This window comes from Leptolyngbya sp. KIOST-1, assembly GCF_000763385.1.
In the GTDB taxonomy this organism is placed as follows: domain Bacteria; phylum Cyanobacteriota; class Cyanobacteriia; order Phormidesmidales; family Phormidesmidaceae; genus Nodosilinea.
The window spans coordinates 1572641-1585256 of record NZ_JQFA01000004.1 but is presented as its reverse complement, the minus strand read 5'-3'; the positions used below and the strand labels follow the sequence as shown (position 1 = coordinate 1585256).

The following is a 12616-nucleotide window of genomic DNA, read 5'->3' as shown; positions in this document are numbered from 1 at the left end:
CCGCTGGGCCAGCGCTCCACTTCCCCATCCGTAGGTGACTAGAACTGGCGGGCAGGAATATAGCCATCGCCAGAACCGTTAGGACATGACCAACGCTCCAGAAGCAATGGCGTATAGCCATTGCGCCGCCCCCGTTTTTGCCGTTGGCAGGGGCCAATGTCCTAAGCGCGATGGCCATCGCTAGCCATCGCTATATAAAAACCCTTGCTGTGGGTGTTGGGTACTGGGTGCCAGGTGTCAGGAGTGGTTGGCCAACTTGCGCCGCAGAGTACAAGGGCCATTGCTACATCAAAAAGATGCTGCCCGTCTCCTGCAGAACAATCGCATTGCTGTCGTCATCCAGGGTTGGGGTTGGGGCAAGCTCCACCGTAAAGGCTGTTTCCTGGGGGGAGACCTCTGTCAGGGTGGCCTGGGTTAATCCACCGTCTGCTCGATAAAACGCAATAGTCATAGGCGCACTCAGGCCCGACAGTTCGACGCTTTCGCCACTGGCCAGGGTGCGCGCGTCGGTTACCGCAATGGCTTCGTAGGTGATCGCCGAGCCACTATTGTTGTGAAGCGTGATGGTTACATCACCCTGGACCGGACCGATGGACCCTACCGGCGTCAGGCGCTCGTACAGGGACGGGATAGTTTCAGCCTGGGCCAGCCAGTTGACGCTGGATAGTTGGGGCTGTGACGGCTGGACCGCTGGTGCTGTTTGGGCATTCACCTTAGCCACCCCAAGCACCGCCACCACCAGCAGGCTATTGCCCAAAAACGATAGTCTGCGCTTAGTGGTACTGGGTTTTGACACAGTAGACATAGGATTTAGAAATCTCCCTATTTAGTTACTATTTCATGATCGGGAAAATAGGTTGCCTCGCTATCCCTCAGCCAAAGGAAGTAGGCCTCTATCCAGAGGCGTATCTCTGTCATAGAATTCAGGCCCAGCAACTAGAGCGGCGATCGCGCTAAAACATGCCGTCGGGTTGATTCTGTAGCGAAATAGGGTCATTAGGCTAAGTACGGGGCAGTTCTGGGGTCAGGGAGGCCGGTTTCGTGAAAGCGCACTCTATTTTCGACTGGGTTTCGGTGCTGGGGCCAATTTTGCTGTCCTGGCCGCTGTTGATTACGGTTGTGCTGCTATTTTTCTACCGGCCGCTGTTCAGCCTGCTCGAGAAATTTTCGAACAGCAATATTCAGAAAGCAAAAATTGGACCAGTTGAACTTGAGGAATCCAAGCAGACCTATGTTGAGTCCCTCAAGCTATTGTTGACCAGCTTTGTGTCTGAATCTGAGCTTCACCACCTGCAGCAACTCGATACAGACCAGGATGCAGAGTCTTTTGACCACTCCGCCGACTTGATTGGCGACCTCAAGCGGCTGACTAGCCTGGGCTTTGTCAGCGCCAAGTCAGACCTCGATCAGCTGCCTGAGGGAGGGAATCTGACCCAACACGTCAATCTCACTCCCCAGGGCAAGAAATATTTGGCCCTGCGGGAGAGCCTGCTAGCCGACGAGTCGGTCGAGGCGGAATCTGACGCCTAGGGCTGTCGTCACCTGGTCTCTAATGCCCCAGAGTAAACGGCTACAGTTCCTAGTCAATGACTTGGGTCGGGCGTGGCAACACCGATATTGAAGGGTGTTGGCCAGAATTGATGACACGCCCTCAGGGGATCCCAAGCAGGATTTTTCCTCCTTATTTCCTCCTTATGGGATGGGTCAAGGGCCTCGTCCGTCCTAGGATGGTATAGCTATCGCCTCTGGGTTTTGGGGATGTCCAGCCGTTCTGGGCATGGTCATCGCTATAGTTGCTAAAAACTCTTGGGTTGTTCTTACCCCATGGCCAAACTCATTTTGATCCGCCACGGGCAAAGTCTGTGGAATGCCGCCAACAAGTTCACGGGTTGGGTCGATGTGCCCATGAGCGAACGGGGGCGGGCAGAGGCAACCATTGCGTCGTGTAAGTTGCGGGACGCAGGCTACACCGTGGATATTTGCTTCACCAGTATGCTGATTCGGGCGATCGAAACGGCGATTGTCTGTCTGACTGAATGCGATGAGGTGCGCGGTGGTCGCATTCCCTACATCTGGCACGACCCGGCAGAGCCCGACTGGCACGGTTGGGATCACCACATTGGCCAACCCGAGCAAGAGCTTAAGATCATTCGATCTCCGGCCCTGGATGAGCGCTACTACGGCGACCTCCAGGGGTTGAATAAAGCCGAAATGTCGGCCAAGTTTGGTGAACAGCAGGTTCACCTCTGGCGTCGTTCCTACGATGTGCGTCCGCCGGGGGGCGAGAGTTTGGCCGATACGGTAAAGCGGACGGTCCCTTTTTTTGAGCAGGCTATTTTGCCAGAACTCCTGTCCGGGAAAAATGTGCTGGTGGCAGCCCACGGCAATTCGCTGCGATCGATACTGATGGTCCTCGATCGCCTCAGCGAGGATGAGGTGGCCCACCTGGAACTGGCTACGGGGGTCCCCATTACCTACGATGTGGATGCCCAGGGCGCGTTTACCCAGAAACAAATATTAGTTGCGTAACAGCTCCGGCGATCGCCTCCGGGTTGGCTTTCCATGCTCCATTCACGTGGGCTAAAGCCAATTCGATCTGAGATGAGATTCCTCAACCCATCGGGCAGTTTGGGGTGCCGGGGCGGTTTTCAGCCGCATTCATAGGTGATGGCCTGAATGTTGTCGGTAGAGCAAACTGGTTCGGGAAAACCAGATGGTGGACCCAGTTGTCGAGTTCTGGGTCTGGGGAATGGGCTATCAGGGCGTAAATTCTACGGCCGCAACAGCGATTGCTGAATGTCGCGATCGCGCCGTGAAGAATCCGTAACCCGCGTGAGCAGTGAGATCCTTATAATCCACTCCGCTCTATTTTTCCGCCACAGCCGTTTCACGAACCGAATAACAAACCGGCGATGCACTCCATCGATTGTGACGTCAACAAATTTTGCCTCTAAATACTCTCGATATTGATCTCAAAGATAAGAACCACTTCGCCTATTCATAACTATAATCAGTGTGGAATCTATGTACAGGGTTGTAGATACTGGATCAAATCGCTGACCTATTGAGTCGTCAGACGATCGATCATCAGTTAGAGTAGATAAAAGAACTCCCAACACCTGGTGAAAGTCGCCCAGCGACTACCACAACTTCGACGTATACATTTATGGACGCTCTGAGCTATGGCAGTAAAAAGTAAGGAAGCTTTGACAGGCAAAGAACTTTTGGCCAAAGTCAAGGAAAATGACGGCCTGACCAAGCGGGAACTGGCTAAGGAATGCGGCTACTACACCGTAGGCAAAGACGGTCAAGTTCGGGTCAACCTGGCCGAGTTTTATGATGCGCTACTGTCGGCTAAGGGCATTCAGCTTGAACCCGAGAAAACCAAAGACGGTAGGGGCCGGGAGGCTTCCTACAGCGTCACGGTTCACAAAAACGGCCAGATTGTGATTGGGGCGGCCTACACCCAAGAAATGGGCCTCAAGACCGGCGATGAGTTTCAGATCAAGCTGGGCTACAAGCACATTCGCCTGGTCAAGCTCGACAGCGATGGCAATGAAGAAGGGGAAGAGTAGGCTGTAGCCCAATGTTTGGGGGCTGTTATCAATTAGCGGCTAAACGCTCAAAAATCAAAGGTTACAGCCCCTAGTCTGGCTTTTAGCTGAGGCGTGGAAAGGCCTGATATACCGGGCTTTTAGCCACAATTGATGATACGCCCTGATGACACGCCCCCAGGCAGCGGTATTCCTAAATCTATACATAGGGAACACCGCTGCCCACCTCCATTGACTGAACTCCGTCAAAACTCGTTTTGCCCAGATCTGCCTGGGCGAGGCCTCATTATTGTCAAGTTTTGTGGGTCAACCCGTTTCCTCAGATGAGTGGAGGCTTTCTCGGTTAGACACAGAACGGGAACGACTCCTTGAGGCGTAGGCAACGGTTGGGAATCGAAAGATTTGGCTGGTAGTTCCCAGTTTCTAAAGGCGTCTCCGCGCACCTGTCAAGGCGCCAGTCTTAGTGGCACCGTCAATCCCTGACTTAGAAAGTGGTCCCAGAGGTTTAGTCAGGGGATTTTAAGTCACCTGTACTGCCAACGTTGACAGTACAGGTACACACGTATTTGGGTTTGATAACAGTGCCGCAAATCAAGCCTAAAGCCAAAAACCGCATCGGTTTCCGCTGCCCCAGGCCGTTGTTTCTACCCTGGGATAGATTTTAAGCGGGCAGGCCTGCGCTAAATTTTTATAACTATTGAAAAGTCTGGGTCAATCTGCCTAACAGATATATGTGCTGGTGAGGCCAACGTTGATTTCAACCGCATCCTGCACCAGTTTTCCGTCCAGGTTAAGCTGGTGCGTCGATCGCTTTGTCCTCCACTTTTTGGGATCTGAGACCATCCCTAGCCCGTCTGCGAATCGGCCACGCTTAGGTAAGTGCAGGGTATGCTAGGCACCTACCGCGCGCTTTTGATAATTGGGGAGCTGTCCATCCTTGGTGGGGGCAATAGTTCGTGGTTAGCTCCGCAGGCCGCCATTACCTACGAGGTAATGGCGAAGCCGCAGGTGCCGCAGATTTTAGCCCGCTGCCAGGCTCAACCGTTTAATGCGATCGTGCTGGAACTGGATACGGCCGACCCCGGGGAACTGAACCTGCTCCACCAGATCAGGCAGGAATTGGGGGCGATCGCGCCGCCAGTGGTAGTCGTAGGGGACGACGTGGCAGCGCTCATTGTGGCAGCCTTTAAGTGGGGGGCCGCTGACTACCTGGTCAAGGCCCAGCTCACCCCGGCGGGGCTGGCCACCTGTGTAGGAGAGGCGATCGCCCAGACCCAACGGGACCGCCAGCCCGTTCCGGAACTACCGGCCAGCCTGGAGCGGCCGGAGCAGCTAGAGGAGCGGCTCCGGCTTGTGACCCAGGCTGTCAAGGGAGTGATATTTGACTGGGATTTAAACGCTAACAGCGTCTATCGATCGGACCAACTGCACGATCTGGTGGGGTTTGAGGCCAGCGAGGCCGCCTCGACGCCGCAGTGGTGGTGCGATCGCCTGCATCCCGACGACCTGGCCCGACTACAGCCCGAGCTAGAGGCGCTATTTACCAGCACCAGCGAGCACTACGAAAGTGAATACCGGGTTCGTCACCGCGATGGGCACTGGGTAGATGTGTGGGAGCGCGGCTATCTGGTGCGGAATGCCCAGGGCGAAGTCGTTCGCATTGTCGGCTCCACCGTCGATATTTCCGAGCGCAAACGCCGAGAGGCCGAGCGCGAAAAAACCGCCGCCGCCCTGGCCGAGAACGAATCCAGACTCCAGTGCTTTGTCAACGCCAATGTCGTCGGCATTCTCTACGGCGATGCCCAGGGCTACATCTACAAGGCCAACGATGAACTGCTCAGGATCATTGGCTACAGCCGCACGGAGCTAGAGGCTGGGAACATTCATTGGGCCAGCATCACTCCCCCAGAGAGCATGCCGCTGGATGAGTATGCCATTGCCGAATCGCGGGCTAAGGGAGCCTGCACCCCTTACGAAAAGGAATACCTTCGCAAGGACGGCAGTCGGGTACCGGTGCTGATTGGCTACAGCCAGGTAGGCGAAACCAGGGAAGAAACCATTGCCTTTGTGCTCGATTTGAGTGCGCTCAAAGCCGCAGAAGCCCAGCAAGAAATTCTGCTGCGGCGAGAGCAGCAGGCCCGCGCCGAGGCCGAGCGAGCTAACCGAGTCAAAGATGAATTTTTGACTATTCTTTCCCACGAGCTGAGAACCCCCCTCAACCCTATTCTGGGCTGGGTCAGGCTGCTGCAGACCCGCCAGCTAAGTGCGGCCAAAACCGCCCAAGCCCTGGCCACCATTGAGCGAAACGCCAAACTCCAGGCCCAGCTGGTCGACGATCTCCTGGACATGGCCAAGATTCTGCGGGGCAAGCTCAGAATCGATCCCAGGCCGGTCGATCTCAACGCTGTTGTGGAGTCGGCCATAGACACCGTGAGACCAGCCGCCACCGCAAAGTTTATCTCCCTGAGCTACGCGGTGGAGCAGGCCCCTCCAAACGCTGCCCCTTCAACCCCTGACGGGGCAGCGACAGCGACAGCGACAGATCAGGGTCTGCGCTTTCAGGTGACGGGCGACAAAGCACGACTACAGCAAGTAGTCTGGAACCTGCTCTCCAACGCGGTCAAATTTACCCCGGAGGGCGGGCAGGTGGAGGTGGGGCTGAGCCAGGGCGATCGCCAGGTTGACATCACCATCAAAGACAATGGCAAAGGCATCAAACCCGAATTTCTGCCCCGGTTGTTTGAGTTGTTCCGCCAGGAAGATATTTCCATCACCCGTCAGTACGGGGGGCTGGGGCTGGGACTGTCGATTGTGCGCTACCTGGTGGAAGCCCACGGCGGCACTGTGGCCGCCAATAGCCCTGGGGAAGGCCTCGGGGCCACCTTTACCGTCAGCCTGCCGCTTCTCAAGACCGAAGCACCCCTGGACGCGCCTCCAGGGACACCACAACCCCTGCCCGGTCCGTCCCTAGGCGGCATTCGCCTGCTGGTGGTAGACGACCATCCGGCCACCCTCGATCTGTTGGCCACCCTGCTCAAACAGCAGGGGGCCACAGTGCTAACGGCGGCCTCTGCCCTGGAGGCGATGGAAAAACTGGAGTCCTTTCGGCCTGATCTGCTGATCAGCGACATCGGCATGCCCATTGCCGACGGCCATACCCTGATTCAAGCAATTCGGGCCCTACCTGCGGATCAAGGAGGGCAGGTGCCGGCCCTGGCCTTCACCTCCTACTGCCAGGACAGCGACTACCAGCAAACTAGAACCAGTGGCTACCAGCGCCACATTGCCAAGCCCCTCGAAATCGATCAACTGATCGAAGCAATCGTGGATATGACCGACGCACCCGATCCCCCCCTGCCATAACAGGTGTAGCTGCCTCTGCGCTGACAAAACATCGGTTGTTAAGCATAGGTTACGGCGCTGGCCCCCTACGCTGGCTCCAGCCTGCCTACTTAGCTGTAGCGGTCGAGGAGATCGCCTAGCAGGTCTTCGAAGTGGCCAAAGCGGCCAAATTCCATATCGTCAAAGTCGTCGGTTTGTCTGCTGCTGGGTTGGCTGGCAGCTGGGTATTGGGGGGCAGCTTTTTTCCAATGGACACCGTAGCGATCGTACTGGCGGCGTTTTGTTGGGTCTGAGAGCACGTCGTAGGCTTCGGTGAGGGCTTGAAATTGCGCTACCGCGGCTGCATTGTTGGGGTTGAGGTCGGGATGGAGCTGGCGGGCCAACTCCCGATAGGCCCGTTTGATGGTGAACAGGCTGGCCTGGCGGTCGACCCTTAGGACCGCATAATAATCCACTGACTCTGGGGGAGTTGGCATCGGTTTGCTGTCTGGTGAATGGCTGCGGATAGCCCGCTGGCGAAATCCCGGCTGCTTTTTCACTATACTGGACGGCTCCATTGGTGCAGGCCCGAAACCCCCAAAACAAAGCCTTAGGCGTTTTCCTGCTTGCGACTGAGGCGATCGCGGCCTGAATTGAGTAGCTTGTATATACCCTCAAAATCCTGGATGACACCCGAGCCCAGAAGCAACCCCCTTACCTTCATCAGGGAGGTTCTAACCATGACTACGTTTGAGCGACCGTCAATTACCCCAACCCAGCCCCAACCCGCCCAAACAGCGATTGGCCTGGCCGAGCCACCGAGCCATGGACCGCAGTGGCTGGCGGGAACTGCAAATGGGTTGGTGTCCATCAGGTCTGTCGGGCAGTCTGACCCGAGAGTAGATCTAGAAGGGCACACGATTACGGCCCTGGCAGTCGGTCCCGATCGCCTCTGGGCCATTGCCGATCGCACCTCGATCTGGCAGCGCGACGCCGACCAGCGGTGGCGCAGGGTGGCTGCGATCACCGATGTAGCGCTAAATTGCCTGCTCCCTTTTGACGACACGGTTTTAGTTGGCAACTCCGGGGCCCGCCTGCTACGCCTGGAAAACGGCAGCCTGGAATGGCTCAACGGCTTTGAGTCGGTGCAGGGGCGCGACGAGTGGTACACCCCCTGGGGTGACCCGCCCGATGTGCGATCGCTGGCCCTTAGCGCCTGCGGCGATCTCTACGTCAACGTGCACGTGGGCGGCATTGTGCGATCCAGCGATCGCGGCCAGACCTGGCAGCCCACCATTGATGTTCACGCCGACGTCCACCAGGTATACACCCTGGCCGATCGGCCCGACTGGGTGCTGGCGGCCACCGCCGAGGGGCTGGCTATCAGCACCGATCGGGGGCGCTCCTGGGACTTCGATCGCGACCATCTGCACGGAGCCTATGCCCGCGCGATCGCCGTCTGTGGCGAAACCATTCTGATGTCGGCCTCCACCGGCCCCCGCACCAGCCGGGCGGCCCTGTACCGCCGCCCCCTGTACGGACCAGGAGGGTTTGAAAAATGTGATCAGGGGCTGCCCCAGTGGTTTGCTGACAACATCAACACCGGGACTCTGGCAACCGCTGGCCGTTGCGCCGCCTTCGGCACCAGCAATGGTGAGATCTTTGGCTCGCAGGATGCGGGCCTGACCTGGCGGCGGCTGGCCACAGGGCTGGCCCCTGTGCGCTGTCTCACCCTGAACTCTCTGTCGGGGGAGTAGGCTGTCGGGGGAGTAGGACTCTTCGGAGTTTAGAGTACCGCTGCGACAGGTTTAGGGTGCTGGGTCTCGGGTGTCAGGAATGGTTGACCAACTTACGCCGCAGAGCACTAGCCCCGCCTGACGGCAAACAGTCAACCGCTCCTGACACCTAGCACCCGGCACCTAACACCCACAGCAAGGGTTGTTATATTTCTGCCCGACAATCCTAGCCCGACAATCCTAGTAGGACACGCCAGGAGTTTTCTTCAGGTAGGTGTCAGCGGTGACCTGCTTCAGCATAAAGTCAGCCACATCGGCACGGGCGATCTTGGCCCCAAAATCAATGGTTTCGCCGTGGCGGTATTGGCCGGTAAAGTCATCGTTGGTGAGTCCGGCGGGGCGCACAATGACCCAGTCCAGGCTGCTCTGTCGAATGATTTGCTCCTTGTCGGCGTGGTCGGCGATCGCATTGCGCAGCACCAGCGGAATGATGATGTAGCGGACCAGAAAGCCAACCTGTTTGCGGCTGTCGCCCACCCCCAGCGATGACTGGTAAACCAACCGCCGCACCCCGTGCTGCTCCATGGCTGCGACAATGGTTCGCACGCCGTCCGTCAGCGCAGGGCTCCGCTTCAGGCTCGAGGACCCCAGGGTCGAGAGCACCGCATCCTGCCCCTGCACCGCTTTCTCAACGGTGGTTTTGTCGGTTACATCCCCCTCGATGGTCTTGAGGGAGGGGAAGTCGGCCAGGAGATCGTCGGCGTGGCGAGAGAACCCGGTGACGGCATGCCCCTGGGCCAGCGCTTGCTTCACCACCTCGCGGCCCGTGTCCCCCGTTGCGCCAAAAACTAGCAAGTTCATCCTGTGCTCTCCATCGTCACCATATAGTCTCTCCAGGGTGGCAGACGGGGCGATCGCTGGCGTCTACCCTGAGATGAATTGTGTTGATTGCCCTGCTGGCCGGGGATCTGTAACCGGAGGTTCTCGGGACTCCAAAGACTACTGCTCTGTCAAGCCTAAATTTGTAGATTGGGTGGCGAGCTGGCGTAACCCAACAGGGCTGACTGCCGTTGGGTTACGCTCCGCTGATGCTGTTGGCGAAATCAACAATCTGCAAAATACGCTTGGAAAAGTTGCCCCAAAGGCCCCCTAGCCCCCAATTTTGGGGGTACCGGAAAGTCAAAGTCCCCCATAGCTGGGGGATTTTGGGGGCTACGCCGAGCAATTCCTTGAAGAAATAATTCGCCAACAGCATCCGACACCTGACACCTGACACCTGCCCCCCCAGCCAAGGTCGCACTATATTCTGCTAACCATTACTAGCTAGTGTTGCCGTAGGTTGCAGCATCCTTAAACAAAGGTTAAATCGTGCCTGAAATCACATTTTGCGATCGCCCAATTTGATCTGATCAAAGGGTCACTTCTCATGTCCTGACCCAGGACGGATCACCTATGGATACCCCTTCTCCGGTAGACGTTGCGGTTGCCACGGCCCTGGCCAAGGAGCGCACCGCCGACGATATTGAGAGCATCAAGCGGGCGTTTTTGAACAATCTATTCTACGTGCAGGGCAAGCCGGTGTCGTTGGCCACCCAGCACGACTACTACATGGCGCTGGCTTACCTGGTACGCGATCGCATGCTGCACCGCTGGAACGGCACCGCCGAGAGCTACACCCAGCATCGGGCCCGCACGGTGTGCTACCTGTCGGCAGAGTTTCTAATGGGGCCGCACCTGGGCAACAACCTGATCAACATGGGCATCTACGAGCAGGTGAAGCAGGCGATGGCCGAGCTGGGCCTGGACTTTGACACCCTGCTGGCCCAGGAGGAGGAGCCGGGGCTGGGCAATGGGGGGTTGGGCCGGCTGGCGGCCTGCTACCTCGACTCCCTGGCCTCCCTGGAGATCCCCTCAGTGGGCTACGGCATTCGCTACGAGTTTGGCATCTTTGAGCAGGACCTGCGCGACGGCTGGCAGGTGGAGCGCACCGACAAGTGGCTGCGCTACGGCAACCCCTGGGAGGTGGCCCGACCCGAGTGGTCGGTGGCAGTCAAGTTTGGCGGCTACACCGAGCCCTACACCGACGACCAGGGCCGCTACCGGGTGCGCTGGGTGCCCCACCGTGAGGTGCTGGGGGTACCCTACGACACCCCCATCCTGGGCTACCGGGTCAACACCGCCAACACCCTGCGCCTGTGGAAGGCCGAGGCAATCGAATCCTTTGACTTTGCGGTGTTCAACCAGGGCAACTACTACGGCGCGGTCGAAGAAAAAGTGGCCTCCGAAAACCTCTCCAAGGTGCTCTACCCCAACGATGAAACCCAGGCGGGCAAGCAGCTGCGACTGGAACAGCAGGCATTCTTTGTCTCCTGCTCCCTGCAGGACATGTTCCGCATTCTGGCCGGGCAGAATATGCCCGTTGAGCAGTTCCACGAGAAATTTGCCATTCAGCTCAACGACACCCACCCGGCGATCGCCGCCGCCGAGCTGATGCGCCTGCTGCTGGACGAGCACGGCCTCGACTGGACCCTGGCCTGGGAGATCACGCAGAAGACCCTCGCCTACACCAACCACACCCTGCTGCCGGAGGCGCTGGAGAAGTGGCCGGTTAGCCTGTTTGGGCGACTGCTGCCCCGCCACCTGGAGATCATCTACGAGATCAACCGCCGCTTCCTGGAGCTGGTGCGAATGAAATTCCCCAAAGACAGCGCTCGCCTGGCCCGGATGTCGCTAATCGACGAAAGCGGCGATCGCTACGTACGGATGGCCAACCTGGCCTGCGTCAGCAGCCACACCATCAACGGTGTCGCCGCCCTGCACAGCGAACTGCTCAAAGAAACGGTGCTGCGCGACTTCTACGAACTGTTTCCCGAAAGGTTTACCAACGTCACCAACGGCGTCACCCCCCGTCGCTGGATGGTGCTCAGCAACCCCCGCCTGAGCACGCTGGTTTCGGCCCGCATCGGCGATCGCTGGATCAAGCACCTGGACGACCTCAAACAAATTGAGCCCCTGGCCGATGACCCCGGCTTCCGAGACCAGTGGCGCGGCATCAAGCAGGCGGTGAAACGCGATTTGGCCAGCCGCATCCACAGCCAGTTTGGCATTCTGGTTGACCCCGCCTCGCTGTTCGACGTGCAGGTGAAGCGCATCCATGAGTACAAGCGCCAGCACCTCAATGCCCTGCACATCGTCACCCTCTACAGCCAGCTGAAGCAGAACCCCAACCTCGACATCACCCCCCGCACGTTTATCTTCAGCGGCAAGGCAGCCCCCGGGTACCACATGGCCAAGCTGATGATCAAGCTGATCACCGCCGTGGGCGACATGGTCAACAAAGATCCCGACCTGCGCAACCAGATCAAGGTGATTTTTCTGCCCAACTACAACGTCACCAACAGCCAGCGCATCTACCCGGCCTCCGACCTGTCGGAGCAGATTTCCACCGCCGGATTTGAGGCCTCGGGCACCGGCAACATGAAGTTTGCCATGAACGGGGCGCTCACCATCGGCACCCTAGACGGGGCCAACGTGGAGATTCGCGACGCCGTCGGGGCCGAAAACTTCTTTTTGTTTGGCCTTACCGCCGATCAGGTGGTGGCCCACAAGACAGAAGGCTACAGCCCCTACAGCTACTACCAGCGCAACCCCCTGCTCAGGGATGCCATCGACCTGATCGCCTCGGGGCACTTTTCCCAGGGCGATCGCAGCCTGTTTCGCCCGCTGCTCGAGAAGCTACTGCACCAGGACCCCTTCATGCTGCTGGCCGACTACCAGGCCTACATCGACTGCCAGCAAACCGTGGGCCAGGCCTACAGCGATACCGATAGCTGGACCCGAATGGCGATTCTCAACGCGGTGCGGATGGGGTGCTTTTCCAGCGATCGCTCCATCGGCGAGTACTGTAGCCACATCTGGAAAGTCTCCCCCTTCCCCGTTGGCCTGGTGGACTACGGCGAACTGGGCGGCGATCCCGGTGGCAAGCTCACCTGCAAGCTGAGCTGA

At 58.2% G+C, this 12616-nt stretch carries 9 protein-coding genes; 6 read left to right on the top strand and 3 right to left on the bottom strand.

Features of this window, described 5'->3' with window-relative positions:
- Positions 1 to 283: 283 nt before the first annotated feature.
- Positions 284 to 805 (bottom strand): hypothetical protein, encoded by a 522-nt coding sequence (locus NF78_RS28565; RefSeq protein WP_156119949.1) that lies wholly within the window; start codon positions 803 to 805, stop codon positions 284 to 286.
- Between the two features lie 236 nt (positions 806 to 1041).
- Between NF78_RS28565 and NF78_RS24085 the strand changes: the two genes are divergently transcribed.
- The 4 genes from NF78_RS24085 (at position 1042) to NF78_RS24070 (ending at position 6917) form a co-directional block, all read left to right on the top strand.
- Positions 1042 to 1530, top strand: coding sequence for a hypothetical protein (locus NF78_RS24085; RefSeq protein ID WP_035992399.1), 489 nt, complete (start codon positions 1042 to 1044; stop codon positions 1528 to 1530).
- 294 nt (positions 1531 to 1824) lie between these two features.
- Positions 1825 to 2529: a 2,3-bisphosphoglycerate-dependent phosphoglycerate mutase gene (locus NF78_RS24080; protein ID WP_035992396.1), complete on the top strand. Its 705-nt coding sequence runs from the start codon at positions 1825 to 1827 to the stop codon at positions 2527 to 2529.
- A 653-nt stretch (positions 2530 to 3182) separates the two neighbouring features.
- A complete protein-coding gene (locus NF78_RS24075; protein WP_035992393.1) occupies positions 3183 to 3575 on the top strand; it encodes an AbrB family transcriptional regulator in 393 nt (130 codons plus the stop codon).
- A gap of 972 nt (positions 3576 to 4547) precedes the next feature.
- Positions 4548 to 6917 (top strand): hybrid sensor histidine kinase/response regulator, encoded by a 2370-nt coding sequence (locus tag NF78_RS24070; protein ID WP_197064952.1) that lies wholly within the window; start codon positions 4548 to 4550, stop codon positions 6915 to 6917.
- Between the two features lie 89 nt (positions 6918 to 7006).
- Here the strand turns inward: NF78_RS24070 and NF78_RS24065 are convergent, their stop codons facing one another.
- Positions 7007 to 7372, bottom strand: a complete 366-nt coding sequence (locus tag NF78_RS24065; protein ID WP_225885407.1) for a DnaJ domain-containing protein — start codon at positions 7370 to 7372, stop codon at positions 7007 to 7009.
- 243 nt (positions 7373 to 7615) lie between these two features.
- Between NF78_RS24065 and NF78_RS24060 the strand changes: the two genes are divergently transcribed.
- Positions 7616 to 8632 (top strand): hypothetical protein, encoded by a 1017-nt coding sequence (locus NF78_RS24060; RefSeq protein ID WP_052050898.1) that lies wholly within the window; start codon positions 7616 to 7618, stop codon positions 8630 to 8632.
- Between the two features lie 219 nt (positions 8633 to 8851).
- Here NF78_RS24060 and NF78_RS24055 read toward each other — a convergent pair whose 3' ends face one another.
- Positions 8852 to 9472, bottom strand: coding sequence for an NAD(P)-dependent oxidoreductase (locus NF78_RS24055; RefSeq protein WP_035992390.1), 621 nt, complete (start codon positions 9470 to 9472; stop codon positions 8852 to 8854).
- Positions 9473 to 10063: 591 nt separating this feature from the next.
- Between NF78_RS24055 and NF78_RS24045 the strand changes: the two genes are divergently transcribed.
- Positions 10064 to 12616, top strand: coding sequence for a glycogen/starch/alpha-glucan phosphorylase (locus NF78_RS24045; protein ID WP_035992385.1), 2553 nt, complete (start codon positions 10064 to 10066; stop codon positions 12614 to 12616).